Raw genomic sequence first — 26,140 nt, forward strand, 5'->3', positions numbered from 1 at the left:
AGCCCCTGATGTCATATCAGGGGCTTTTTGTCGCAGGTAGAGATCAGGCTTCCGCTTGTACTTCGTCAGCCTGCATGCCTTTTTGGCCTTGCACGGCAACGAAGGTCACTTTCTGGCCTTCTTTCAGGCTCTTGAAACCGTTGCCCTGGATAGCGCGGAAATGCACGAACAGATCCGGACCGCTTTCTGGCGTGATAAAACCAAACCCTTTCTCGTCGTTGAACCATTTAACGGTACCGCTCTGACGTGTAGACATTGTCTTCTTTCCTTTGACACTAAAATTAATGACAGCCCCTTTCACATGAAAGAGTACTGGGCTGGGTTGCAGGAAAGTAAGAGACGTCGAACGGGTTGTAGCGCAACTACTTCAGCTACTGCCCAGGTCCAGGTTCCAAGCGACCCATGCAAACACAGTGGGCAAACTCTACGCCAACTAATATGAAAAAAACAAGCCCCGCCAAACCCCAGGTTTTGCTCGGTTTCATGAGACTGGGTTGAATAATATGGAACGGACTTATTCGATAGAGTTAGTCACTTGTTATAGGGAAAACCCTATAACAATGACTATCGCTACTGCACTGTTTTATGGCGGTTGCGTTACAGATTAGTGCACGTTAACGCAACCGCGTTACTTATAGGAACAGTCAGCCACGGAAGTAACGTTGCGGCACGAATGGCATTTTACTTACACGAAGAGGCACCTTTTTCCCACGCACCAACGCAGCGACTTCGGTATCCAAGGCGGTGAATGCGCTGTCCAGGTAGCCCATGGCAAGCGGGCCGCCCAGGCTCGGACCAAAGCCGCCGCTGCACACGCTGCCGATCACCGTGCCATGTTCGTCGACGATTTCCGCGCCCTCCCGCACGGGCGTGCGCTCTTGCGGCAGCAGGCCCACGCGCTTGCGGCCGACGCCGGCTTGCTGCTGGGTGAAGATCCGGTCGGCGCCAGGGAAACCGCCGGCACGCGCCCCGTCGGCACGGCGCGCCTTGGAGATTGCCCACAACAGGCTGGCTTCGATCGGCGTGGTGTCGGTGTTCATGTCGTGGCCGTACAGGCACAGGCCAGCTTCAAGGCGCAGCGAGTCGCGGGCGCCCAGGCCGATGGCCTGTACTTCGGTCTCGGCCAGCAGGCTGCGGGCCAGGCTTTCGGCGCTGGCGGCAGGCACGGAGATCTCAAAACCGTCTTCGCCGGTGTAACCCGAGCGGCTCACGTAGCAGTCCACGCCCAGCAGACGCAACGCGGCGAACTGCATGAACGTCATCTTGCTGACCTCCGGCGCCAGGCGCGCCAGCACCTTCACCGCCAACGGGCCTTGCAGGGCCAGCAGCGCGCGCTCTTCGAACAGCGGCTCGATGGTGCATTGGTCGCCAATGTGCTTGCGCAGGTGTGCCAGGTCCTGATCCTTGCAGGCGGCGTTGACCACCAGGAACAGCTCATCGTTACCCAGGTTGGCGACCATCAGGTCATCGAGGATGCCGCCTTGTTCGTTGGTGAACATGGCGTAGCGCTGCATGCCCACCGGCAGGTCGAGAATGTCGACAGGCACCAGGGTTTCCAAGGCTTTGGCGGCGTTGGCGCCGGTCAGGCGGATCTGGCCCATGTGGGACACGTCGAACAACCCGGCCTGGTCACGGGTGTGTTGGTGTTCCTTCATCACGCCCAGCGGGTACTGCACCGGCATGTCGTAGCCGGCGAAGGGCACCATGCGTGCGCCCAACTCGAGGTGCAGAGCGTGCAAGGGGGTTTTCAACAGGGTTTCGGTGGACATGTTCAGCTCCTGAAAAACGTGCCGGCGCGCCTTGAGGCGTCAGCACTCGATAATGTTGACCGCCAAACCGCCACGGGCGGTTTCCTTGTATTTGCTTTTCATATCGGCGCCGGTCTGGCGCATGGTGCGGATGACCTTGTCGAGGGATACGAAGTGCTGCCCATCCCCGCGCAAGGCCATGCGCACTGCATTGATCGCCTTGACCGAACCCATCGCGTTGCGCTCGATGCAGGGCACCTGCACCAGCCCGCCTATCGGGTCGCAGGTCAGGCCCAGGTTGTGTTCCATGCCGATTTCGGCGGCGTTTTCCACTTGGGACACGCTGCCGCCCAACACCTCGCACAAGGCGCCCGCGGCCATGGAACAGGCCACGCCGACTTCGCCCTGGCAGCCGACTTCGGCACCCGAGATCGAGGCGTTTTCCTTGTACAAAATACCGATGGCGGCGGCGGTGAGCAGGAAACGCACCACGCCGTCTTCGTTCGCACCTGGGATAAAGCGCATGTAGTAATGCAGTACCGCCGGGATGATTCCCGCCGCACCGTTGGTAGGCGCCGTGACCACGCGGCCGCCGTTGGCGTTTTCTTCGTTGACGGCCAGGGCGTACAGGTTGACCCAGTCGAGCACCGATAATGGATCGCGCAGCGCCGACTCCGGGTTCTTGCATAACTGGCGATGCAGGGCCGCCGCGCGCCGCTTGACCTTCAAGCCCCCCGGCAAGATCCCTTCATTGCGGCAGCCCGCATCTACGCAGTCCTGCATGACTTGCCAGATGTTCAACAGGCCGCTACGGGTTTGCGCTTCCGGGCGCCACGCACTTTCGTTGGTCAGCATCACCTGGCTGATGGACAGCCCGTAAGTAGTGCAATGGCCGAGCAAGTCTTTGGCGTGCTTGAACGGGAAGGTCAGGGGCGTGGCGTCCTCGACAATCCGGTCGGCGCCGGCGGCGTCTTCGTCGACCACAAACCCACCGCCGACCGAGTAGTACTCGCGGCTGCGGACCTGGATACCCGCGCCATCGAAGGCACGGAAAATCATGCCGTTGGGGTGGTAGGCGAGGGGTTTGCGGATCATCGCCAGGTGTTCTTTCTCGTTGAACGCAATGCTGTGTTCGCCGAGCAGGTTCAAGCGGCCGCTGCTGCGCATCGCCAGGAGGCGCGCGGCGACGGTTTCAGTGTTTACGGTGTCCGGGTGTTCGCCTTCCAGGCCGAGCAGCACGGCCTTGTCGCTGCCGTGGCCTTTGCCGGTGGCGCCCAGCGACCCGTAGAGTTCCATCTTGATGCCGGTGGTGGCGCTCAACAGGTTGTCGCGCTTGAGGCCCTCGACAAAACGAGCGGCGGCGCGCATAGGGCCGACGGTGTGGGAACTGGAGGGGCCGATGCCAATCTTGAACAGGTCGAACACGCTTAACGACATGGTTGTTCTCCGGTTTCTTATTATTTTTGAGATCGTACTCGGTCAAGTGTGGGAGGGGGCAAGCCCCCTCCCACATTTGATCGAGTTGACCCTTGAGTTAGGCGTAGCTCTCGATCGATGGGCATGCGCAGACGAGGTTGCGATCGCCGAACACGTTGTCGACCCGGCCCACCGGCGGCCAGTACTTGCCTTCGACCAGCGACGCAACCGGGTACACCGCTTGCTCACGGCTGTACGGGTGGCTCCATTCGCCTACCAGTTCGGCGGCGGTATGCGGCGCGTTCTTTAGTGGGTTGTCGTCCTTGTCCAGGGTGCCGTTTTCCACCGCGCGGATCTCTTCGCGAATGGCGACCATTGCGTCGCAGAAGCGGTCCAGTTCTTCCTTGGACTCACTTTCGGTCGGCTCGATCATCAGCGTGCCCGCCACCGGGAACGACATGGTCGGTGCGTGGAAGCCGAAGTCGATCAGGCGCTTGGCCACGTCATCCACGCTGATGCCGCTGCTGTCCTTGAGCGGGCGCAGGTCGAGGATGCATTCATGCGCCACCAGGCCGTTGCTGCCGGTGTAAAGCACCGGGTAGTGCTCTTCGAGGCGACGGGAAATGTAGTTGGCATTCAGGATCGCCAACTGCGAAGCGCGCTTGAGGCCCGCGCCGCCCATCATGCTGATGTACATCCAGGTGATCGGCAAAATGCTCGCGCTGCCGAACGGTGCGGCGCACACCGCGCCCTCCTTGCGTTGCATGGCCGCATGGCCTGGCAGGAACGGCGCCAGATGCGACTTGACGCCGATCGGGCCAACGCCCGGGCCGCCACCGCCGTGGGGAATGCAGAAGGTCTTGTGCAGGTTGAGGTGGGATACATCGCCGCCGAACTTGCCCGGTGCGCAGAGGCCGACCATCGCGTTCATGTTGGCGCCATCGATGTACACCTGGCCGCCGTGGTCGTGGATGATCGCGCAGATCTCGCGGATGCCTTCCTCGAACACGCCGTGGGTGGACGGATAGGTGATCATCAGCGCGGCGAGGTGTTCGCGATGCTCGATGGCCTTGGCGCGCAGGTCTTCGATGTCGACGTTGCCACGCGCGTCGCATGCGGTCACCACCACACGCATGCCGGCCATGTTGGCGGTGGCCGGGTTGGTGCCGTGGGCCGACGATGGGATCAGGCAGATGTCGCGACGTTCTTCGCCACGGCTGTGGTGATAGGCACGAATGGCCAGCAGGCCGGCGTATTCACCCTGGGAACCGGCGTTCGGCTGCAGGGAGATCGCGTCGTAACCGGTGGCCGCGCAGAGCATGGCTTCCAGGTCGGAGGTCAGTTGCTGGTAACCGGCGCTTTGCTCGGCGGGGGCGAACGGGTGCAGGGCACCGAATTCGGCCCAGGTCACCGGGATCATTTCGCTGGCGGCGTTGAGCTTCATGGTGCAGGAGCCCAGCGGGATCATGGTGCGGTCCAGCGCCAGGTCTTTGTCCGCCAGCTTGCGCAGGTAGCGCATCAGCTCGGTTTCCGAGTGGTAGCGGTTGAACACCGGGTGGCTGAGGATCGGCGACTGGCGCAGCAGCGCGGCCGGCAAGGTGCTTTCAGTGTGGGCGAAAACCGGCAGGGCCTTGCCGTCGGCGAAGATCGCCCACAGGGTTTCGATATCGGCCTGGGTGGTGGTTTCGTCCACCGACAGGCCGACACGCTCGGCATCCACCACACGCAGGTTGATGCGCTGGGCGCGGGCCTTGTCGTGCAGGGCCGCGGTGTGGGCGCCGGTGTTGAGGGTGAGGGTGTCGAAGAAGTGTGCTTGTTCGACCTTCAGGCCCAGGGCGGTCAAGCCCTTCGCCAGGATTGCCGTCAGCTGATGAATACGCTGGGCGATCTGGGTCAAGCCTTCAGGCCCGTGATACACGGCGTACATGCTGGCGATATTGGCGAGCAGCACTTGGGCGGTGCAGATGTTGCTGGTGGCTTTCTCGCGGCGGATATGTTGCTCGCGGGTCTGCATGGCCAGGCGCAGGGCCGGCTTGCCGAAACGGTCGACGGACACACCGACCAGGCGGCCCGGCATGTCGCGCTTGAACGCATCCTTGGTGGAGAAGTACGCCGCGTGCGGGCCACCAAAGCCCAGCGGCACGCCGAAGCGTTGCGCGCTGCCGATGGCCACGTCGGCGCCGAACTCACCCGGTGGGGTCAGCAGGGTCAGGGCCAGCAGGTCGGCGGCCACGGCCACCAGGGCGTTGGCGGCGTGGAAGCGTTCGGTCAGCTCGCGGTAGTCGAACACGTCACCGTTGCTCGCCGGGTATTGCAGCAGGGCGCCGAAAAAGGCGCTCACGTCGCTCAACTCGCGCTCATCGCCCACCACTACATCGATGCCCAGCGGCTCGGCACGCGTGCGCAGCACATCGAGGGTTTGCGGGTGGCTGTGTACGGAGGCGAAGAACGCGTTGCTGCTTTTGTTCTTGCTCAGGCGCTTGCAGAAGGTCATGGCCTCGGCGGCGGCGGTGGCTTCATCGAGCAAGGATGCGTTGGCGATCGGCAGGCCGGTGAGGTCGCTGATCAGGGTCTGGAAGTTCAGCAGCGCTTCCAGGCGGCCTTGGGAAATCTCCGGCTGGTAGGGGGTGTAGGCGGTGTACCAGGCCGGGTTTTCCAGTAGGTTGCGCAGGATCGGCGACGGTGTGTGGCAGTTGTAGTAGCCCTGCCCGATGTAGGTCTTGAACAGTTGGTTCTGGCTGGCGATAGCCTTGATCTTGGCCAGCGCCTGGGCTTCGCTCAGGCCGTCTTCGAGGCCGAGCACACTGGTGCCCTTGATGCTTTCCGGGATCACGCTGGCGCTCAAGGCTTCGAGGGAATCAAAGCCCAGGCTTGCGAGCATCTGCTGCTCGTCTGCCTGGCGCGGGCCGATGTGGCGGGCGATGAATTCGTTGGCGGTGCTCAAATTAATACTCATGGCGCGCTCCTCAGGCTTCAGCGTTGGCTTTGATCAGGCGGTCGTACGCATCCTGATCCAACAGCTTAGCCACTGCACTGGCATCGGCCGGTTTAAAACGGAAGAACCAGCCTTCGCCCATCGGGTCTTCGTTGACCCGCTCCGGGCTGGCGTCGAGTTTGTCGTTCACTTCCAGTACTTCGCCGTCCAGCGGCATGTATACACCGCTGGCGGCTTTGACCGACTCCACGGTGGACGCTTCAGCGCCCTTGCCGTAGACCTGCAGCTCAGGCAGTTGCACGAAAACCACATCGCCCAGCGCGTTCTGCGCAAAAGCGGTAATGCCTACGGTAACGCTGCCGTCAGCTTCGGCGCGCAGCCATTCGTGATCTTCAGTGAAACGCAACTCGCTCATGGAAACTCCTCAGGGCCAGAATCGTCTGGTGGGCGGGATTGGAATAATGAGGAGTTGCTAAGCAAAATCGCGGCCAATGTTATTAATTCCTTATAATTCAAGAAGTTAATAAAAATGGTTATGAGGTTATACGGCTGCGCTGTAGCGATTTCGCTACAGCTGGGCCTTGGAAAAAAAGCCTATGTGGATCAAAGCCTTGCATGGCGCGCAAAAAGCAGGGTTGTAGCGATATCGTTACGCTGTAGCGCTTTCAGTACACGGGATGTCGTTCCTGGACCAAAAATGCGGTCAATGTGGGAGGGGGCTTGTATTTCAGGTTTAGAGCCCATTCCCTTTGGAATCAGGGCTTGCCGGGTATGCCGTACTTGCGCAATCGATGGGCAATGGCGGTGTGCGAGGTCTGTAACCGGCTGGCCAGCTGGCGGGTCGAGGGGTAGCTGGTGTAGAGCTTTTCCAGCAGGTCGCGCTCGAAGTCTTCCATGGCCTGTTCCAGGCTGTCGATTTCGCCGTCGTTCTGGCGCGCAACCGAGGTGCCGGCGATGTCCAGGTCGCCGATGTCCACCAGGCTGCTTTCGCAAATGGCGGCGGCGCGGAAGATCACGTTCTGCAACTGGCGCACATTGCCCGGCCAGCGGTTGCCCAGCAGCGCCGGGTAAGTGCCGGGTGCCAGGCGGCAGACGGGGCGCTGGATCTGCGCACAGGCCTGCTGCATGAAGTAGCGGGCCAGCAGCAAGATGTCCTGGCCGCGTGCGCGCAGGGGCGGTACTTCGACGTTGAGGACGTTGAGGCGATAAAACAGGTCTTCGCGGAAGGTGCCTTCGCTGACCATTTTTTCCAGGTCGCGGTGAGTGGCGCTGAGAATGCGCACATTGACTTTCACTTCACGGTCGCCGCCCACCCGGCGAAAGCTGCCGTCATTGAGAAACCGCAGCAGCTTGGCCTGCAGGTACGGCGACATCTCGCCGATCTCATCGAGGAACACCGTGCCCTGGTTGGCCAGTTCCATCAGCCCTGGCTTACCGCCGCGCTGGGCGCCGGTGAAGGCGCCCGGTGCGTAGCCGAACAGCTCGCTCTCGGCGAGGTTCTCCGGCAGCGCCGCGCAGTTCAATGCCAGAAACGGCGCACTGTGCCGCGTGCTGATGGCATGGCAGGCACGCGCCACCAACTCTTTGCCGGTACCGGTCTCGCCCTGGATCAACAACGGTGCATCCAGGGCCGCCACCCGCTGCGCACGCGCCTTGAGGGTGCGAATGACCGGGGACTCGCCGAGCAGCGCATCAAAGCCTTCGGCATGGTCATGGTGCAACGCCGACAGTTGTTCGCCGATACGGTTGGGTTGGTACAGGGTCAGCAGGGCGCCGGCGTCGGTGATCGGCGTGGCGTCCAGCAGCAAGGTCTGGCCGTTGACGCTGATCTCGCGCAGCGGCAAACGAAAGCCGTTTTCCAGCAAGGTCTCCAGCAGCGCGAGGTCGTTGAACAGCTCGGCGATACTTTCGCCGGCCGGTTCGCGCCCGTACAGGGCGATCAACGCCGGGTTGGCCAACAGAATCTTGCCCGCGCTGTCCAGGGCCAGCACCGGGTCGGTCATGGCGGCCAGCAGGGCATCGAGTTGCAGGTGGCGGCGTTGGCCGGGAAGGATGTCCACCACCGTCACCGCTTGTACGCCGTGCACGCTGAACAGGGCATCGCGCAGTTCTTCCAGCACCTCGGCGCTGAGGGTCGGGGCGTCGATGTAGACGTTGGGCGGCACCATTTCCACCGCATCCAGGTTGAGATTGCGCCCACCGAGCAAGGCCAGGACTTCCTGGGTAATGCCGACGCGGTCGATGAAGCTGACGTGGATACGCATGCAGTGGCTGACGATTCTGGGGAGCGAGAGGCGGCAAGTATGCCTTGACGCGAGGCACAGGTGAAATCTGACAAATAATGGAGATCAAAATGTGGGAGGGGGCTTGCTCCCTCCCACATTTGAACACTGTTGTGTCAGTGCAAACGCATCACGCCAGGTGTTCGGGCTTGACCGGGTCCCCGGATTTCATGTCCAACTGATGCCGCACATCTTCAAACATCAGATCGTAGTGCTTGTGGTCCGATCCCACGCTGCTGTGGGTTTTGGGGATACCGTATTTCTCGACAATCCGGGTCACGTTGCTGGCGAAGTTGTAGGCCTGATCCTTGGGCAGAAAGAACGTTTCCTTCATGTCCTTGCCCTGGACGCTGCCATGCAGGGTGAATTGCATGCCTTTGCCCTCGCTTTTATCCGTGACGACTTCGTAGTCCAGGCACAGGTCGTAGCTGACGTCGTCCTTGTTCAGCGCATGTCGCTCGATATGCAGGTGACCGGGTTCAAAGGTGGCCATAGGCGAATCTCCTCTACTTCACAGATAGGTGATGCCAGGTGTTGCCGTGCTGATGCGGGTACCGGCGCTGCCCTGGACGATGGCTTCGATGTCCGAGAGTGAACCGATCACCGCGGTTTTGCCAGTCTGGCGGGCGAACTCGCAGGCGGCTTGCACCTTGGGCCCCATGGAGCCGGCGGCGAAACCGAGGTCTTCCATGGCGTCGGGGTGGGCCTGGGCGATGGCCTTTTGGGTTGGCTTGCCGAAGTCGATAAATGCGGCGCTGACGTCGGTGGCGATCACCAGCAAATCGGCGTCCAGTTGCGCGGCCAGCAAGGACGAGCACAGGTCCTTGTCGATCACGGCTTCAATGCCTTGGAGTTTGCCGTCTTCGCCATACATCGTCGGGATGCCGCCGCCGCCGGCGCAGATCACGATGGCTTTTTTCTCCAGCAGCCATTTGATCGGGCGGATTTCGAAGATGCGTTTCGGGCGCGGGCTGGCGACCACGCGCCGGTATTTGTCGCCATCCGGGGCGATGGCCCAGCCTTTTTCGGCGGCGAGTTTTTCCGCTTCGGCCTTGGTGTATACCGGGCCGATCGGCTTGGTGGGGTTCTGGAAGGCGGGGTCGTTGGCGTCGACTTCCACTTGGGTGAGCACGGTGGCGAAGGGCACTTCAACGTCCAGCAGGTTGCCCAGTTCCTGTTCGATGATGTAGCCGATCATGCCTTCGGTTTCGGCGCCCAATACGTCCAGTGGGTAGGGCGAAACGCTGGTATAGGCCGCCGCCTGCAACGACAGCAGGCCGACCTGGGGGCCATTGCCGTGGGCGATCACCAGTTCGTTGCCGGGGTGGATCCTGGCGATCTGTTGGGTAGCGACGCGGATATTGGCGCGTTGGTTGTCCGCCGTCATGGGTTCACCACGGCGGAGCAGGGCGTTGCCGCCCAGGGCTACGACGATGCGCATAAGGAATGTCCTTCTAAGATTTATCGTTGTGAACACAGGAAAAATGTGGGAGGGCGCAAGCCCCCCTCCGACATTGATTGCGTTCCTGCAGTAAAAGTTAGATATCCGCCAGTGCCGACACCAGGATCGCCTTGATGGTATGCATGCGGTTTTCCGCCTGCTCAAAGGCGATGTTGGCCGGCGACTCGAACACTTCTTCGGTCACTTCCACGCCATTGGCCAGGTTCGGATAGCGTGCGGCGATGTCTTTGCCGACCTTGGTTTCGCTGTTATGGAACGCCGGCAGGCAGTGCATGAATTTCACCCGGGGGTTGCCCGAGGCTTTCATCATCTTGGCGTTGACCTGGTACGGCAGCAGTTGCTCGATGCGCTCGTCCCACGCTTCCACGGGCTCACCCATGGATACCCAGATGTCGGTGTGGATGAAGTCCACGCCCTTCACCGCCTCGGCAGGGTCTTCGGTGATGGTGATGCGTGCGCCGCTCTCTTCGGCGAACGCCTGGCATTGTTTGATGAAATCTTCGTGTGGCCACAGGGCTTTCGGCGCGCCGATGCGCACGTCCATGCCGAGCTTGGCGCCGATCATCAGCAGCGAGTTGCCCATGTTGTAGCGGGCGTCGCCCAGGTAGGCGTAGCTGATGTCATGCAGCGGCTTGTCGCTGTGTTCGCGCATGGTCAGGGTGTCGGCGATCATTTGGGTGGGGTGGAATTCGGCGGTAAGGCCGTTGAACACCGGCACGCCGGCGAACTTGGCCAGCTCTTCGACGATTTCCTGTTCGAAACCACGGTATTCAATGGCGTCGAACATGCGCCCGAGCACACGGGCAGTGTCTTTCATGCTCTCTTTGTGGCCGATCTGCGACGATACCGGGTCGATGTAGGTGACGTGCGCACCTTGGTCATGGGCCGCTACTTCGAAGGCGCAACGGGTGCGCGTCGAGGTTTTTTCGAAGATCAACGCGATGTTCTTGCCTTGCAGGTGCGGACGCTCGGTGCCGGTGTATTTGGCGCGCTTGAGGTCGCGGGACAGGTCCAGCAGGTAGTTCAGCTCGCGGGTGGTGTGGTGCATCAGCGACAGCAGGCTGCGGTTGCGCATGTTGAAAGCCATGATGGATCTCCTTAATAGTCGATAGGGTCGCGGACGATCGGGCAGGTCATGCAGTGGCCGCCGCCACGGCCGCGGCCGAGTTCACCGGCGCTGATGGTGATGACTTCCACGCCCGCCTTGCGCAATAGGGTGTTGGTGTAGGTGTTGCGGTCGTAGCCGATCACCACGCCCGGTTCCACGGCCACCACGTTGTTGCCGTCGTCCCACTGCTCGCGCTCGGCGGCGAAGCTGTTGCCGCCGGTCTCGACCACACGCAGGGCCTTGAGGTTGAGGGCTGCGGCCACGGTGTCGAGGAAGTTGGTTTTCTCGCGCTGGATGTCGATGCCGTGCGGCTTGCTGTCGTCAGGGCGCAGGGTGAACGGGACGATCTGGTTGACCACTTCCGGGAAGACGGTCACCAGGTCGCGGTCGCAGAAGCTGAACACGGTGTCCAGGTGCATCGCCGCGCGGGATTTGGGCAGGCCGGCAACGATCACGCGTTCCACGGCTTTGTTCTTGAACAGGTTGCGCGCCAATTGGCCGATGGCTTGGTGGGACGAGCGCTCACCCATGCCGATCAACACCACGCCGTTGCCAATCGGCATCACGTCACCGCCTTCCAGCGTGGCGGCACCGTGTTCCTGGTCGGGGTCGCCGTACCAGATCTGGAAGTCGGCGTTGGTGAACTCGGGGTGGAATTTATAGATGGCGCTGGCCAGCAGGGTTTCCTGGCGTCGCGCCGGCCAGTACATCGGGTTGAGCGTCACGCCGCCATAGATCCAGCAGGTGGTGTCGCGGGTGAACTGGGTGTTGGGCAGCGGCGGCAGAATGAAACTGGCGTGGCCGAGGAAATCGCGGAACATCTCGATGGTTTTGCCACCGAAGCTGCTCGGCAGGTCATCGGCCGACACGCCGCCGATCAGGAACTCGGCGATCTTGCGCGGCTCCAGGCTGCGCAGCCACGAGCCGACTTCATCGACCAGGCCCAGGCCCACCGTATTGGCGGTGATCTTGCGTTGCAGTATCCAGTCCAGCGCCTCGGGGATTGCGACGATGTCGGTCAGCAGATTGTGCATTTCCAGCACATCAATGTCCCGCTCGCGCATCTTGGTCACAAAGTCGAAATGATCGCGCTTGGCCTGGGCCACCCACAACACGTCATCGAACAGCAATTCATCGCAATTGTTGGGGGTCAGCCGCTGGTGGGCCAAGCCTGGGGAACACACCATGACTTTGCGCAGTTTGCCGGCTTCGGAATGTACGCCGTACTTCACTTTTTCCGTGGTCATTACAGATCCTCCAGTCAGAATTACAGAGTCAGGAAGCCGTCGTAGAGCCCATAGGCCGCCACCAGGGCGCCAATGACCACTGCGGCGAAAATCAGCTTCTCGACAGGGGTGAAAATCGGTTTGCCCAGTTCATGCTTGGCCTTGGCGAACAGGATCGCGCCGGGCGCATACAGCAGGGCGGAGAGCAGCAGGTATTTGGTGCCGCCGGCGTAGAGCAGCCACACCGCGTAGATCAGCGCGATGGCGCCGATGAACAGGTCTTTGCGGCGCTCCTTGAGGGCGTTTTCGTAGGTTTCGCCGCGTACCGCCAGCAGCAGGGCATAGGCCGCCGACCACAGGTAGGGCACCAGGATCATCGAGGTGGCGAGGTAGATCAGCGACAGGTAAGTGCTGGCGGAAAACAGCGTGATCACCAGGAACACCTGCACCATGGCGTTGGTCAGCCACAGGGCGTTGGCCGGCACATGGTTGGCGTTTTCCTTGCGCAGGAACTCCGGCATGGTGTGGTCCTTGGCTGCGGCGAACATGATCTCCGCACACAGCAGCACCCACGACAGCAGCGCACCCAGCAACGAAATGATCAAGCCGACGCTGATCAACACCGCGCCCCAGTGGCCCACCACATGCTCCAGCACGGCAGCCATCGACGGGTTCTGCAATTTGGCCAGTTCAGGTTGGGTCATGATGCCCAGCGACAGCACGTTCACCAGCATCAGGAACAGCAGCACGGTGATAAAGCCGATCACGGTGGCCTTGCCCACGTCGCTGCGTTTTTCGGCGCGGGCCGAAAAGATGCTCGCCCCTTCGATACCGATGAACACCCACACAGTCACCAGCATCATGTTGCGCACCTGGTTCATCACGCTGCCCAGGTCCGGGTTTTTCACGCCCCAGATATCTGCGGTGAAGATGTCCAGCTTGAACGCGAACACTGCGATCAACACGAACAGCACCAGCGGCACAACCTTGGCTACGGTGGTCACCAGGTTGATGAACGCCGCTTCCTTGATCCCGCGCAGCACCAGAAAATGCACGGCCCACAGCAACACCGAAGCGCCGATCACGGCAGCCGGGGTGTTGCCTTCGCCGAAGATCGGGAAAAAGTAACCGAGGGTGCTGAACAGCAACACGAAGTAACCGACGTTACCCAGCCAGGCACTGATCCAGTAGCCCCAGGCCGATGAGAAACCCATGTAGTCACCAAACCCGGCCTTGGCGTAGGCGTACACGCCGCCATCGAGGTCGGGCTTGCGGTTGGCCAGGGTCTGGAATACGAATGCGAGGGTCAGCATGCCCACGGCGGTGATCACCCAACCGATCAGCACGGCGCCGACATCGGCGCTGGCCGCCATGTTTTGCGGCAGCGAGAAAATACCGCCGCCAATCATCGAGCCGACGACAAGTGCAACCAATGCGCCTAAGCGAAGTTTTCCGGGAGATTCAGACATCGCATAACTCCAATGCAGGAGAAGAGAGACCACAGAATAATTCCGTGTGCTAATCAAACAGCTGACTCAGATCACTTCATTGGCACATTCCATTGTGAATTAATGACTTAGGCTGGAAATCCTTGGGCAATGGTTTTGCGCGAAAAGCCGCTTGCCAGAGCGGTTTCTGCTTTGTGGTCACGCATTGGGGCTACGTATGGACGTTTGACGCTAGACCGTTTTATGGAATGTGCAAACGTTTAAATAAAACGCTGAAGTATTTGGCGTATTTAAATTATAAATACGCCTGAACGCTATAAGTTGTCATGCCGTTGGGTTATGAACGCGGCGCTTTTATCGCCATCGCTAATAAACGCTACACTCGCGCAGTTAGTTAAATGAGTGTGCGAGTGTCAGCGGTTAAATTCTCAGGAGTGTGCATGTCTCAACCGGCCCAGAAACTTCGACTCAGCGCCCTGATCGCCCTGGTGGTGGGTTCGATGATTGGCGGGGGGATTTTTTCCTTGCCGCAGAATATGGCGGCGCGCGCCGAGGTGGGCGCGGTGCTGATCGGCTGGGCGATCACCGCCGTGGGCATGCTGACCCTGGCCTTTGTGTTTCAGACCCTGGCCAATCGCAAGCCTGAGTTGGACTCCGGGGTGTATGCCTACGCCAAGGCAGGTTTTGGCGACTACATGGGTTTCTCATCGGCCTGGGGTTACTGGATCAGCGCGTGGATGGGCAACGTCGGTTACTTCGTGTTGCTGTTCAGCACCCTCGGGTACTTTTTTCCGGTGTTTGGCCAAGGCAATACGCCAGTGGCCATCGGTTGTGCGTCAGTGCTGCTGTGGGCTGTGCACTTTCTGGTGATGCGTGGGATCAAGGAGGCTGCGTTCATCAACCAGGTCACCACCGTGGCGAAGATCGTACCGCTGCTGATGTTTATCGTGATCGCCGCCGTGGCGTTCAAGGCCGATGTCTTCACCCGCGACATCTGGGGCCTGGGCAACCCGCAATTCGGCAGCGTGGTGGACCAGGTGCGCAACATGATGCTGGTCACGGTGTTTGTGTTCATCGGCATCGAGGGCGCCAGCGTGTATTCGGCGCGGGCCGAGAAACGCGCGGACGTTGGCCGGGCCACGGTCATCGGTTTTCTCGGCGTACTGGCGCTGCTGGTGATGGTGAATGTGCTGTCCCTGGGCGTCATGAGCCAGCCGGAGTTGGCCAGCCTGCAAAACCCGTCGTTGGCGGGCGTGCTGGAGCACATCGTCGGGCCATGGGGCGCGATGCTCATCAGCCTCGGCCTGGCGGTGTCGCTGCTGGGGGCGTTGCTGTCATGGGCGCTGCTCTGCGCGGAAATTCTGTACGCCACGGCCCATGACAAGACCATGCCGGCCTTCCTGAAAAAGGAAAACGCCAACCAGGTGCCGGTCAATGCGCTGTGGCTGACCAACGTGATGATCCAGGCTTTTCTGGTGATCACGCTGTTTTCCCACAGCACCTACACCACGCTGATTTACTTGGCCTCGTCGATGATTCTGGTGCCGTACCTGTGGTCGGCGGCCTATGCGGTGTTGTTGAGCGGGCGTGGTGAAACCTACCAAGACGCCCAGGGCCAACGCATGAAGGACCTGCTGGTGGGGGTGATTGCCTTGGGTTATGCGGTGTGGCTGCTGTATGCCGGCGGCTTGAAGTATTTGTTGCTGTCGGCGCTGCTGTACGCGCCGGGTGTGATCCTGTTTGCCCTGGCCAAGCGTGAACAGGGGCAACCGTTGTTTACCCACGTGGAAAAAGGCATTTTCAGCTGTGTGATTGCGGGCGCGGGGTTGGCGGCGTATGGGTTGTACAGCGGGGTTTTGGCGCTTTGACTGGGTTGGCTGTACTGGCCTCATCGGGAGCCCCCTCCCACATTTTGATTTGTGAACACAGTCAAATGTGGGAGGGGGCTTGCCCTCGATAGCGGTGTGACGAGTCACCACTGAGCCCGATGTGCCCCCAATTCCCCCGCCGGCAAATCCCACTGCAACGGCGTGCCGCGATGGTCAGCGGCGCCAGCAGGCGATGTGCCTGGCCCCAGGCCGTCTGAGAAGGGCCACTCTAAGAGATCATCACACCGCAGTGACAACCCCCGGTTCCAACGGCAGGTCGATGCTGGCGATAAACCCGCCGCCGGGGTGGTTGGCCAGGCTCAGGCTGCCGCCATGGCGTTCGGCGGCGCGCCGTGCGATCGCCAGCCCGAGGCCGTGGCCTTGGGCGGTCTGGCCGGGGGCGCGGTAGAACGGTTCGCCCAGTTGGCTGAGGTGTTCGGCGTCGACGCCGGGGCCATGGTCGCGCACGCTGATCAGGATGCGTTCGCCCTGGCGCTGTGCCTGCAACTCGATTGGTTGGCCTGGCGGGTTGAAGCGTTGGGCGTTGCGCAGCAGGTTATCCACAGCGCGTTCGATCATGGTCGGCCAGCCCTTCAGGTGCAGGTCGCTGTCGGTGCTCAGTTGCACCACCTGGTCCGGTGCGCTGAGTTGGGCGTCCTTTTGCAGGGTCTTGAGCAGTGGGATGAGGTCGACCTGTTCGGCGCTGGCGTTGTCGGCATCGACGCGGGCCAGTACCAGAATTTCACTGATCAGCGCTTCGAGGCGGTCGCATTCGCGGGTCAGGCGTGGCCAGAGTTTTTCGCGTTCTTCAGGGCTTGCGCGTTCGGCCAGTGCCAGGGCTATGCGCAGGCGGGCCAGTGGCGAGCGCAGTTCGTGGGAAACGTCGCGCAGCAATTGGCGCTGGCTGCCGATCAGGCTTTGCAGGCGCGCGCCCATGCGGTTGAAGTCGGTGGCCAGTACGCCGAATTCATCGCGACGGTTGGCCAGGCGTGCCAGGCTGTTTTGCTGATAGCTCGCTTGGCCGAGGTCATGCACCGCGCCGCGCAGGCGGCTGAGCGGGCGCGTGATGGACAAGGTGACGAACAGGCTGAACAGGGTCAGCACCACCAGGGCAATGGCCAATGCGCTCAAGGGCCAGGTCAGGCTGCTGCGGTGCCATTGGTCAAGTTCCGGGTGCGGAATGCGGTAGATCAACAGGTAGGTGTCGCCGGTTTTCTCGCTGGTGTACTCGGCGGTCAGGCGCCGCCAGGGCAGGTGGCTGTCCTTGTTGTCGTTCTGGCGGGCTTCAAAAGCCGCGGCGCGACGCGGGAAGGTCCCGCGCACCACCGGCTCGCCGCTTTCGTTCAACACTTGTACGTCAATGTGGTACTGGCGCTTGCGCTGTTGCAGCAAATCCTGGGCAGCGTCCTCACCCTGGGCTTCGTAGAGTTGAGTCCACTCTTGGGCCAGGTTATTGAGGCCGGGGTGCCGGCTGAGAATCCACGCATCTTGATTAAGCATGTGCCCAAGCAGGATCGACAGCCCGGCAACCAAGGCGATGGCCAGCCAGAAACTGGCCAGGATGCGCCAGAACAATGAACGCACAGGAAACCCTCAAACTGGAAAAGCCCAGTGGCGGGGGGCCACTGGGCTGGGAGCATTAACGCGAGGGCATTATTGCGCTTTTTGCGGCTGTTGCGCTTTCCAGGCTTGGAATTCCTTCCACTCGGCACGGCGCTCGGCTTGCTTTTTGACGATCTCGTCGAACTTCTTCTGCTGGTCCGGCTTGAGCACGGTACGGATATCGGCCTGGGTTTTCTGGCGGCCGGCGTCGATTTCATCCCGCATGGCTTTCTGGTCGGCGGCCGGGAGTTTGTCCAGGTACTTTTTGGTCAGGTCTTTGCGAGCGTGCCATTGGTCGCCCATCAGTTTGCCGATCTGCTCGCGCTGTTCGCGGCTCAGGTCCAGCTGGCTGAAGGGGCCGCCTTTGCCACGCGGACCGTGTTCACCGCCGTGGCCCGGGCCACCCATCATGTGACCGGAAGGCTCGCCCATCGGGCCTGGGCCTTCAGGCATGGCGGCCATGGCAACGGTCGGCAGGGCAGCGGCGAACATCAAAGCGATAAGGGTCTTGCGCATGGTGATTCTCCTGTCTCTATTCCGGTGAGTCCGGATGTGAGTAGGCTACGCAGATCAAGGTCAGCGGCGGTCAGGGGTGGGTAAAGCTTCTGTAAAGGCGGTTTTGATGCGAACTGACAAAACGTTCATACCGCTCAGATCAATGGCCGGCGCAAAGGCTCAGAGGCTGTAGTAGTAGCCGCGACTGCGCAGCGCCACGATGCGTGGCCTTCCATCAGGGTGAGGGCCGATCTTTTTGCGCAGGTTGCTTACGTGCATGTCCAGGCTGCGATCGTACAGGGTCAGCTTGCGGCCCAAGGCGATCTGCGCCAGTTCCTGTTTATCCAGCGGCTCGCCGGGTTGGCGCAGCAAGGCTTCGAGCAGGCGGCTTTCGGAGACGGTGAGGGCAAATTCCTGCTCTTCAATGCTGACCACGCCGCGCACGGGGCTGAAGCACAGGTCGCCCAGTTCCAGTTGGGTGGAAACGGCGGCCGGGTGGCTGCGGCGCAATACCGCGCGCAGGCGAGCGGTGAGTTCGCGCGGATCGCAGGGTTTGGCCAGGTAATCGTCGGCGCCCAGTTCCAGGCCGAGGATGCGGTCCAGCGGTTCGCCGCGGGCCGAGAGCATCAACACCGGCAGCTCCGGGTGGTCGTTGCGCAATTGCTTGAGTAATTCCAGGCCACTGCCGTCGGGCAGCATCACGTCGAGCACCACGGCGGCGGGCGCGCTGTCGGCCAAGGCTTTGCGCGCGCTCAAGCCATCGTGGCAGGCGCGCACCTGGAAGCCTTCCTGGCTCAACCAACTGGTCAGCAGCTCACAGAGCTCCTGGTCATCATCTATCAGTAACAGCTCGCTCATGACTCACTCAATTTAGCCATTGTCGACGGCGACGGTGCCCCCCGCTGGCGAAGATCCCGCACAGCAAGGCGATCAGTGCGACGGCCCCGCCAGTGACAAACCATTGCTGTTGCTCGGTGAGCCATCGGGTCAGGACGCCGCCCTGTGAATCTTTGAGTTGCTGGGCCAGCCGTTGGTTCTCCTGGCGCAGGCGACTCAACTGAGCGCTTTCGCGGGTAGCGTCGGCGCTTTGCAGTTGCTTGCTCAGTTCTTCACGCTGACGTTCGCTTTCTTTCAAACGTTGCTGCAACTCGGTGATCTGGGCGCCGGCACTCAAGGACAGGGGCGTGGAACTGCCGGTGTTCGAGGTTTCTTCCGCGTGGGCCGTAGCCCCGATCATTAACACTGCCAACAGACACAACTGACGTAAGCGCATCGGAACTCCTGATTCCACACGAATATTCAGAACGTTGTCGGCAGGTTACCGAGAATAATGAGCCCTTAGGCGCTTGCCGAACGCAATTGGTTCGGCGCGGGCGGGGTCAAGGCAGCACTTGTTTGAATGGCTTGATCACCACGTCGGCGTAAACGCCCGCTGCGACATAGGGATCGGCCTTGGCCCAGGCCTGGGCATCGGCCAGGGAGTTGAACTCGGCGACGATCAGGCTGCCGGTGAAACCGGCGTCGCCCGGGTCGTTGCTGTCCACCGCCGGGTGTGGGCCTGCGAGCACGATGCGCCCCTCGGCTTGCAGCACTTTCAGGCGCTCGACGTGTGCCGGGCGAACGGAAAGGCGTTTTTCCAGCGAGTTTTCAACGTCGGTGGCAATGATGGCGTAGAGCATGTCAGTCCTCGGTTTTCGGCGTGGAAGGGTCGGTGTCATGCAGGTGGCGCGACAGGTAGATACCCTGGCCGACCAGGAACAGCACGGTCATGCCCAGGCTGCCGAAGACTTTGAAATCGACCCAGTAGTCCTGGAAGGTAAACGCCACGAACAGGTTGGCGGCGCCGCAGAAGATGAAAAACACGATCCAGGCCACGTTCAAACGTGTCCATACCGGTTCCGGCAGTGTCAGCGCGTGGCCCATGATCCGCTTGATCAACAGGCGGTCGCCGATGAAGTGGCTGCCGATGAACGCCAGGGCGAACAGCCAGTTCACCACCGGCGCTTTCCATTTAAGGAAGGTTTCGCTGTGGAAGGCCAGGGTCAGGCTGCCGAAGACCAGGCACGCGACCAGGGTCAGCCATTGGCTTTTTTCGAGTTTGCGCTGGGAGACGAAGATCGCGCCGTAGACCACCACGGAGCTGATGATCAGCACGGCGGTGGCACTGTAGATGCCGCCGAACGTGAGTTCGTGACCGGCCAGATCGATGACCCTGGGGTCGAGTTTGTACACGATGAAAAACAGCAACAGCGGGATGAAGTCGATGAATTGTTTCACAGTAAGAGCCAGAAGCTGGATGTGGCGGCATAATAACAAACATCCTTGGTTGCGAAAGCGCCAGCTGACTTGAGGTTCAAACCCCCCGTGAATGTTGATTTGCACTGCCACAGTACGGCCTCCGACGGCGCCCTGGCGCCCGCGGTACTGGTTGCGCGTGCGTTTGAAAAAGGCGTGCGAGTCCTGGCGTTGACCGACCACGACACCCTCGAAGGCCTCGATGAAGCCCGCAGCGCGGCCCATGCGCTGGGCATGCAGTTGGTCAACGGTGTGGAATTGTCGTGTACCTGGGGCGGTGCCACCATTCATGTGCTTGGCTACGGCTTCGATCAAACCGCTGCGCCGCTGGTGCAGGCCATCGCCAATTTGCACGATGGCCGTTGGCTGCGGTCCGAGGAAATAAGCCGCAAGCTCAGCCTTAAAGGTATGCCCAACGCCCTTGAGGGCGCCCGCGCCATCCAGCAAGAGCTGGGCGACAGCGGCAACGCACCGGCCCGTCCGCACTTTGCCGACTGGATGGTGCGTGAAGGTTTTGTTAAGGACCGCGCCGAAGCCTTTCGCAAATGGCTGGGCGCCGGCAAGTTGGGCGATGTGAAGCAACACTGGCCGACTCTTGAAGACACCGTCGAGACCCTGCGGGCCTCCGGGGCCTGGGTCAGCCTGGCGCATCCCTGGCATTACGATTTCACCCGCAGCAAGCGTCGCAAGCTGGTCAGCGACTATATTGGAGCGGGCGGCCACGCCATCGAAGTGGTCAACGGGCATCAACCCGCCGAACAGGTCGGCAGCCTGGCGATTCTTGCCCGCGAATTTGGTCTGCTGGTCAGTGCCGGCAGTGACTTTCATGGCCCAGGTGGCTGGTCCGAGATCGGCGAGTATCGCCCCGTCCCGGACGACCTGCCGTTGTTGTGGGGGCGATTCAAGCATGACCCCATTATTGCCACCGTCTGAACAGGTAGAACACGTGAGTCAATTCTTCCAGATTCATCCGGAAAATCCCCAGGCGCGCCTGATCAAGCAGGCCGTGGAGATCATTCGCGCCGGTGGGGTGGTGATCTACCCAACCGATTCGTCCTACGCCATCGGTTGTCAGATCGGCGACAAAGGCGCAGTTGAGCGTGTCAGACGCCTGCGTCAGCTGGACGACAAGCACAACTTCGCGCTGATCTGCAGCGACCTGTCCCAACTCGGGCTGTTCGCCAAGGTCGACACTGGCACGTTCCGCCTGCTCAAGGCCCATACGCCGGGGCCCTACACGTTTATCCTGAACGCCACCCGCGAAGTGCCGCGCCTGCTGCTGCACCCCAAGAAGCGCACCATCGGCCTGCGCGTGCCGGAGCACCCGATTGCCCTGGCGCTGCTCGCCGAGTTGGGTGAGCCGTTGATGAGTGTGTCGTTGATCATGCCCGGCGACACCGAGCCGCTGGAAGATCCCTACGAAATGCGCCAACTGCTGGAAAAACAGGTGGACCTGATCATCGACGGCGGCTTCGGCGGCGGCAAGGCCTCCACCGTGATCAACCTGGCCGACGGCGAGCCCGAAGTGGTACGTGTCGGTTGCGGCGACCCGGCGCCGTTTATGGTCGAGGCCTGAATGTCGTCAGTGGAAACCGTCGACCCCCAGGCAGGCGCCCAGCAGGAGCTGCCGTTTGCCATGGTGTATGGCCAGGCGGTCATGGAAATGCCGCTGGACCTGTACATTCCGCCGGATGCGCTGGAGGTCTTCCTTGAAGCGTTCGAAGGCCCGCTGGACTTGCTGCTGTACCTGATCCGCAAGCAGAACATCAACATCCTCGACATCCCGGTGGCGGAAATCACTCGCCAATACATGGGTTATGTCGAATTGATGCAGTCGGTGCGCCTGGAACTGGCCGCCGAATACCTGGTGATGGCCGCCATGCTCGCCGAGATCAAGTCGCGCATGCTGTTGCCGCGTTCGGAGACAATCGAAGCCGAAGAGGACGACCCGCGCGCCGAACTGATCCGCCGCCTGCAAGAGTACGAACGCTTCAAGGCCGCGGCGGAAGGCATCGACGGCTTGAGCCGCGTGGGCCGCGATGTGGTGGTGCCCAAGCTCGACGCCCCCGAGGCCCGCGCGCGCAAGCTGTTGCCGGACGTGAGTCTTGAAGAATTGCTGATGTCCATGGCCGAAGTGCTGCGCCGTGGCGATATGTTCGAAAGCCACCAGGTCAGCCGCGAGGCGTTGTCGACCCGCGAGCGTATGAGCGATGTGCTGGAGCGCTTGAAGGGCGGCGGTTTTGTGCCGTTTGTCGAGCTGTTCACCGCTGAAGAAGGGCGCCTGGGTGTCGTGGTGACCTTTATGGCCATCCTTGAATTGGTCAAGGAATCCTTGGTCGAGCTGGTCCAGAATGAGCCTTTTGCGGCTATCCACGTGCGGGCGCGAGCCGAATAAAGAGCTGAATCGATGAATCTGACAGAACCCCGCGAACTGGCACCCTTGCTGGAGGCTTTTCTACTGGCCTCGGGTAAACCGCAATCTTTGGAGCGCCTGTTCGAACTGTTTGAAGAGGCCGAGCGCCCCGAGCCGCCAGTGTTCAAGAAAGCGCTGGAGATCCTGCGCAAGTCCTGCGAGGGCCGTGCGTTTGAATTGCGCGAAGTGGCGTCGGGCTATCGCCTGCAGATCCGTGAGAAATTTTCCCCATGGGTGGGCCGCCTGTGGGAAGAGCGCCCGCAACGTTATTCCCGGGCGATGCTTGAGACCATGGCGTTGATCGCCTATCGCCAGCCGATCACCCGCGGCGAAATCGAGGATGTGCGGGGCGTGGCGGTCAACAGCCATATCGTCAAGACGCTGCTGGAGCGCGAGTGGATCCGCATCGTCGGCTACCGCGACGTGCCGGGCAAACCGGCGATGTTCGCCACCACCAAGGTATTTCTTGACCACTTCAACCTGAAAAACCTCGACGACCTGCCGCCGCTCGCCGAATTGCGCGAGATGGAAGCCGAGCCGGTGCTGGATTTCGACGACGCGCCGGTGCCTGCGGGTTTGCAGGAGTTGGCTGATGCTACGGCCGAGCCGGAAGAGCCAAAGGATGAAACCAGCTTCCATACCTTGCTGTTGGAACTGGACGACATGGAGCAGGGCATCAAGACCGACTTTGATGATTTGCTGCGCGATGGCGCGGCAGAGCCTGAAACAGAGATGAACGTTGAGCCTGAGGTCGAGCCCGAAGAAGACATCCTCGGCGTGGCCGATGCCCGCGAGAAACTCCTGGCCGCCGTCGCTGCCCTCGAACAGCCGCCGCTGAGCGATGAAGAGGACGAAGCCCGGGCGCTGGCCGAAGCGATTGAGGCCGAGCGCCGCCAGTTCGAAGACTGACACAGTCCAATGTGGGAGGGGGCAAGCCCCTCCCACATGGAGTCAGTGGTGTGCTGGGCGCCACCGGTCGGCGGAAAAACAAATGACTTGGCGCTTATCGACTACTCTGTGATGCGCAACGCGCGCCATGCGCGTATGATTCGCGACCCTTTGCCGACCTATTCGGCCAAGGCCCCGCTTTCAACACTCTTCAGGCCATGCCTGAATCGACCCACCGGGAGGTGCTTAAGATGAACGACAAAGACCAGAACGACAGCCAGGAAATCGGCCCAGCAGGTGAAAAACTGCAAAAGGTGCTGGCGCGTATCGGCGTGGGCTCGCGCCGCGACGTCGAGGCCTGGATCACCCAGAAGCGCATCAAGGTCAACGGCGTCGAGGCCACCCTCGGCCAGCGCGTCGACCTGCACGATGCAATCACCATTGATGGCAAGGTCATCAAGCGTGAAGAGGCCGCCGAATCGGTGCGCCGCGTGATCATGTACAACAAGCCCGATGGCGAGATCTGCACCCGTGACGACCCGGAAGGCCGTCCGACGGTGTTCGACAAGATGCCCAAGCCCAAAGAAGGCCGCTGGATCAACATCGGTCGTTTGGACATCAACACCACCGGCTTGCTGATGTTCACCACCGACGGTGAGTTGGCCAACCGCCTGATGCACCCGTCCTACGAGATGGACCGCGAGTACGCCGTGCGTGTACGTGGTGAAGTCGATGACGAAATGATCGAACGCCTCAAGGCCGGCGTGGTGCTGGAAGACGGCCCGGCCAAGTTCACCGACATCAAGCAGGCGCCAGGTGGCGAAGGTTTCAACCACTGGTACCACTGCGTGGTGATGGAAGGCCGTAACCGCGAAGTACGTCGCTTGTGGGAATCCCAGGGCCTGGTGGTCAGTCGCCTGAAGCGCGTGCGTTTCGGCCCGGTGTTCCTCAATTCCGACCTGCCGATGGGCCGCTGGCGCGAAATGAGCCAGTACGAAGTCGACATCCTCAGCGCCGAAGTCGGCCTGACGCCGGTCGCCATGCCGCAAATGAACGCCAAGAGCAAAGACAAGCTTGAGCGTATGCAGCGAAAATCGTCGCGCCCTGTAGCGCGTACCGAGCGCGTTGCCCGCACCCTGCGCCCGGCGTTGGATGCACCGGCAACCGGCGGGCGTATCTCGCGCCAGCCGCACATCGAAGGTGAGCGTCGCCCAACCGCGCCATCGCGTCAGGAAGGTGAGCGTGCTCCACGTACGCCGCGCCCTGCACCGTCCGGTGGTCGCAGCAACCGTGGTGAAGCGGATCGCCCCGCCGACAACGCCAGTACCAAGCGTCCAGCCAAGCCGGCGGCGAACAAGCGCCCCGGTCCGAAACTGGTCGCCGACGAGCCGTCGGGCAAGCGCCGTGGCGCACCGGCCGGTTCAGGTCAACGTCCTGGCTTTGGTCGCAAGAAGCCGCAGTGATGTAAAGCTGCAATGCAATAAATTGTGGGAGGGGGCAAGCCCCTCCCACATTTGGATCTCCAGTGTTTTCGAGCCCTTTGCTCAGAAGGTAAAGGCCCCATCGAATACCGGCTTGTCATCCAAGGCCAACACCCCGCTGGCGAAGATCAGGTCCAGGTGATGACTGCCTTTCTGTCCGCCGCCCAAGCCCAGATGCAACCCGCAGTGGCGCTCTTCAAAGCCCGCATTGCGTGCATATAAATCCTTTACGCCTTCGTTGGTCCCGATACCCAGTTCCTCCACGCGCCGATTGGACGGGTTGGCGTTCAAGTACTTGTTGAAATCCTCCACCAGCCCCGGCACATCACTGGCCACGCTGCAGACGGTCGAGTTTTCGATCCACAGCTCAAGCGGTGATTGCAGCACGCCGTATTTACGTGCAAACGGAATGGTACTGAGGAAAGTACCGACAAACCTCACCTGGCCATTGATGGCTTCGCTGTGGGTGGCGATTTCGCCGGGAGCGAGATCGTGGTTGCCGATGCCGTTGATATTGGTCCATTTCTTGATGCTGCTCAGCGGCGCTTCAAGGCGAGAGCCGTGCTTGTCGGTAAAGCTCAGCACCTGGGCCTGGCTCATGCGCCGGATCAGCGTGGCATTCAGGTCGGCGATGCGCTGGGGCTCGACGCTGAAGGTGTCGTAGAAATAATCCCCATAATCCTTGAACAGCAGGGATTTTTTCCAGTGTTCGGCCATTACGCCCTGCAAGGCGCGGATAAAGTCGGGGCCCTCGGCGCGCGGGTTGGCCAGGGTCGAAGCGTCGTATAAAAACAGGTAGAGGTCGCAGGTTTCGATGGCCTGGGCCAGGGTATCGCTGGCAGCCAGGTCGAGGCGCTGCACCTGGAAGTTGAAGCGGGCGGCGCTGCTGTGGACGATCGCCTGGGCGATGGCGTCGTAGCGCTCGGTATGGCCCAGCAGCACGGTGGGGCAGTTCAGGCCGCTAACGGCCGGGTGATGGGCCAGGTAGTAAAGAAAGTGTTCGACGGCGCGGGCCTTGTCCATGACGTGTGTCCTTGTGTGCCTTGGGTAAGGAGGGCAGGCGCCGTGCGCGGCACCTGCCGGATGGCTGTCGAGGGTTAGAACGGCCACATCGCGGTACCAAACGGTACAACGGCATCGGCCTGCATCATTTCCACGGCGGCTTCGTGGGTGGGGGCTTCGAACCAGTCGTCGAGTTGCAGTTCGGTTTCCAGGTCGTTTTCCAGTGCTTGCATGGTGTATCTCCTAGAGGGCGAAAGTTGAGAAAGGCTCGCCAGCGGGCTTCGCGGGCAAGTGGAATGAACCTAGGAGAAGCTGTTGTTTAATGCAAAAAATTTATTGACACGGTTTCATTTGGATTTTTTGTTCTGTTTTTTGGCCGTGGCTATTTATCGAGGAAATACAGGAGGCTGGCGTCGTAGGTGTTGAAGAGATTTCCCATCGCCAATTTTTCTTCGGATGACAGGTGTAACG

The 26,140-nt window shown here is 61.2% G+C and carries 25 protein-coding genes; 6 read left to right on the top strand and 19 right to left on the bottom strand.

Annotation, left to right across the window (positions count from 1 at the left end; genetic code table 11):
* Positions 1 to 43 precede the first annotated feature (43 nt).
* The 11 genes from AB4O23_RS09965 to arcD (AB4O23_RS10015) form a co-directional block, all read right to left on the bottom strand.
* Positions 44 to 256 carry a cold-shock protein gene (locus tag AB4O23_RS09965; protein WP_003227496.1) on the bottom strand — a complete coding sequence of 71 codons (213 nt, stop codon included), beginning with the start codon at positions 254 to 256 and terminating at the stop codon, positions 44 to 46.
* Between the two features lie 388 nt (positions 257 to 644).
* Positions 645 to 1,769 carry a glycine cleavage system aminomethyltransferase GcvT gene (gene gcvT, locus AB4O23_RS09970; protein ID WP_137220230.1) on the bottom strand — a complete coding sequence of 375 codons (1,125 nt, stop codon included), beginning with the start codon at positions 1,767 to 1,769 and terminating at the stop codon, positions 645 to 647.
* A 39-nt stretch (positions 1,770 to 1,808) separates the two neighbouring features.
* Positions 1,809 to 3,185: an L-serine ammonia-lyase gene (locus tag AB4O23_RS09975; RefSeq protein WP_460063020.1), complete on the bottom strand. Its 1,377-nt coding sequence runs from the start codon at positions 3,183 to 3,185 to the stop codon at positions 1,809 to 1,811.
* Positions 3,186 to 3,282: 97 nt separating this feature from the next.
* The gene (gene gcvP / locus AB4O23_RS09980) at positions 3,283 to 6,120 is read right to left on the bottom strand and encodes an aminomethyl-transferring glycine dehydrogenase (RefSeq protein WP_223495941.1); all 2,838 of its coding nucleotides are present in this window, start codon (positions 6,118 to 6,120) and stop codon (positions 3,283 to 3,285) included.
* Between the two features lie 10 nt (positions 6,121 to 6,130).
* Positions 6,131 to 6,514, bottom strand: a complete 384-nt coding sequence (gene gcvH, locus AB4O23_RS09985) for a glycine cleavage system protein GcvH (protein ID WP_065876960.1) — start codon at positions 6,512 to 6,514, stop codon at positions 6,131 to 6,133.
* 340 nt (positions 6,515 to 6,854) lie between these two features.
* Positions 6,855 to 8,363, bottom strand: a complete 1,509-nt coding sequence (locus tag AB4O23_RS09990; protein WP_065876959.1) for a sigma-54-dependent transcriptional regulator — start codon at positions 8,361 to 8,363, stop codon at positions 6,855 to 6,857.
* Positions 8,364 to 8,511: 148 nt separating this feature from the next.
* Positions 8,512 to 8,874 (bottom strand): DUF5064 family protein, encoded by a 363-nt coding sequence (locus AB4O23_RS09995; protein WP_017529190.1) that lies wholly within the window; start codon positions 8,872 to 8,874, stop codon positions 8,512 to 8,514.
* A gap of 18 nt (positions 8,875 to 8,892) precedes the next feature.
* Entirely contained in the window at positions 8,893 to 9,822 is a 930-nt protein-coding gene (arcC, locus tag AB4O23_RS10000) for a carbamate kinase (RefSeq protein ID WP_017529189.1), read from the bottom strand.
* Between the two features lie 97 nt (positions 9,823 to 9,919).
* Positions 9,920 to 10,930 (bottom strand): ornithine carbamoyltransferase, encoded by a 1,011-nt coding sequence (locus tag AB4O23_RS10005; RefSeq protein ID WP_017529188.1) that lies wholly within the window; start codon positions 10,928 to 10,930, stop codon positions 9,920 to 9,922.
* Between the two features lie 11 nt (positions 10,931 to 10,941).
* Entirely contained in the window at positions 10,942 to 12,198 is a 1,257-nt protein-coding gene (gene arcA, locus AB4O23_RS10010) for an arginine deiminase (protein ID WP_017529187.1), read from the bottom strand.
* A gap of 20 nt (positions 12,199 to 12,218) precedes the next feature.
* Positions 12,219 to 13,646: an arginine-ornithine antiporter gene (arcD, locus tag AB4O23_RS10015; protein WP_017529186.1), complete on the bottom strand. Its 1,428-nt coding sequence runs from the start codon at positions 13,644 to 13,646 to the stop codon at positions 12,219 to 12,221.
* Between the two features lie 419 nt (positions 13,647 to 14,065).
* Between arcD (AB4O23_RS10015) and arcD (AB4O23_RS10020) the strand changes: the two genes are divergently transcribed.
* On the top strand, positions 14,066 to 15,493 hold the full coding sequence (arcD, locus tag AB4O23_RS10020) for an arginine-ornithine antiporter (RefSeq protein WP_017529185.1): 1,428 nt from the start codon (positions 14,066 to 14,068) through the stop codon (positions 15,491 to 15,493).
* Between the two features lie 240 nt (positions 15,494 to 15,733).
* On the opposite strand, the gene AB4O23_RS10025 is transcribed toward arcD (AB4O23_RS10020), so the two are convergent.
* From AB4O23_RS10025 to AB4O23_RS10050, 6 genes are all read right to left on the bottom strand, one after another.
* Positions 15,734 to 17,077 carry a sensor histidine kinase gene (locus AB4O23_RS10025; RefSeq protein WP_017529184.1) on the bottom strand — a complete coding sequence of 448 codons (1,344 nt, stop codon included), beginning with the start codon at positions 17,075 to 17,077 and terminating at the stop codon, positions 15,734 to 15,736.
* Positions 17,078 to 17,146: 69 nt separating this feature from the next.
* Positions 17,147 to 17,611, bottom strand: coding sequence for an LTXXQ domain protein (locus tag AB4O23_RS10030; protein ID WP_065876957.1), 465 nt, complete (start codon positions 17,609 to 17,611; stop codon positions 17,147 to 17,149).
* 159 nt (positions 17,612 to 17,770) lie between these two features.
* Complete coding sequence (locus AB4O23_RS10035) at positions 17,771 to 18,448, bottom strand: response regulator transcription factor (RefSeq protein WP_065876956.1); 678 nt, start codon at positions 18,446 to 18,448, stop codon at positions 17,771 to 17,773.
* Positions 18,449 to 18,455: 7 nt separating this feature from the next.
* Complete coding sequence (locus tag AB4O23_RS10040; protein ID WP_017529182.1) at positions 18,456 to 18,863, bottom strand: hypothetical protein; 408 nt, start codon at positions 18,861 to 18,863, stop codon at positions 18,456 to 18,458.
* Between the two features lie 106 nt (positions 18,864 to 18,969).
* Positions 18,970 to 19,269 (bottom strand): YciI family protein, encoded by a 300-nt coding sequence (locus AB4O23_RS10045; RefSeq protein ID WP_017529181.1) that lies wholly within the window; start codon positions 19,267 to 19,269, stop codon positions 18,970 to 18,972.
* Between the two features lies 1 nt (position 19,270).
* A complete protein-coding gene (locus tag AB4O23_RS10050) occupies positions 19,271 to 19,867 on the bottom strand; it encodes a septation protein A (RefSeq protein WP_017529180.1) in 597 nt (198 codons plus the stop codon).
* A gap of 87 nt (positions 19,868 to 19,954) precedes the next feature.
* Here AB4O23_RS10050 and AB4O23_RS10055 point away from each other — a divergent pair, with 87 nt between their 5' ends.
* From AB4O23_RS10055 to rluB, 5 genes are all read left to right on the top strand, one after another.
* Complete coding sequence (locus AB4O23_RS10055) at positions 19,955 to 20,818, top strand: PHP domain-containing protein (protein ID WP_017529179.1); 864 nt, start codon at positions 19,955 to 19,957, stop codon at positions 20,816 to 20,818.
* A 13-nt stretch (positions 20,819 to 20,831) separates the two neighbouring features.
* Positions 20,832 to 21,461 (top strand): L-threonylcarbamoyladenylate synthase, encoded by a 630-nt coding sequence (locus AB4O23_RS10060; RefSeq protein ID WP_017529178.1) that lies wholly within the window; start codon positions 20,832 to 20,834, stop codon positions 21,459 to 21,461.
* Positions 21,462 to 21,581: 120 nt separating this feature from the next.
* The gene (locus AB4O23_RS10065) at positions 21,582 to 22,280 is read left to right on the top strand and encodes a segregation and condensation protein A (protein ID WP_169851199.1); all 699 of its coding nucleotides are present in this window, start codon (positions 21,582 to 21,584) and stop codon (positions 22,278 to 22,280) included.
* Between the two features lie 12 nt (positions 22,281 to 22,292).
* Positions 22,293 to 23,207, top strand: coding sequence for an SMC-Scp complex subunit ScpB (scpB, locus tag AB4O23_RS10070; RefSeq protein ID WP_017529176.1), 915 nt, complete (start codon positions 22,293 to 22,295; stop codon positions 23,205 to 23,207).
* Positions 23,208 to 23,437: 230 nt separating this feature from the next.
* The gene (gene rluB / locus AB4O23_RS10075; protein WP_017529175.1) at positions 23,438 to 24,649 is read left to right on the top strand and encodes a 23S rRNA pseudouridine(2605) synthase RluB; all 1,212 of its coding nucleotides are present in this window, start codon (positions 23,438 to 23,440) and stop codon (positions 24,647 to 24,649) included.
* Positions 24,650 to 24,730: 81 nt separating this feature from the next.
* Here the strand turns inward: rluB and AB4O23_RS10080 are convergent, their stop codons facing one another.
* Both AB4O23_RS10080 and AB4O23_RS10085 read right to left on the bottom strand, forming a co-directional pair.
* The gene (locus tag AB4O23_RS10080) at positions 24,731 to 25,690 is read right to left on the bottom strand and encodes a M29 family metallopeptidase (protein WP_017529174.1); all 960 of its coding nucleotides are present in this window, start codon (positions 25,688 to 25,690) and stop codon (positions 24,731 to 24,733) included.
* A gap of 74 nt (positions 25,691 to 25,764) precedes the next feature.
* Positions 25,765 to 25,902: a hypothetical protein gene (locus AB4O23_RS10085; RefSeq protein ID WP_003175756.1), complete on the bottom strand. Its 138-nt coding sequence runs from the start codon at positions 25,900 to 25,902 to the stop codon at positions 25,765 to 25,767.
* Positions 25,903 to 26,140: the final 238 nt, after the last annotated feature.

The sequence above is a fragment of the Pseudomonas sp. H2_A10 genome, from assembly GCF_054680085.1.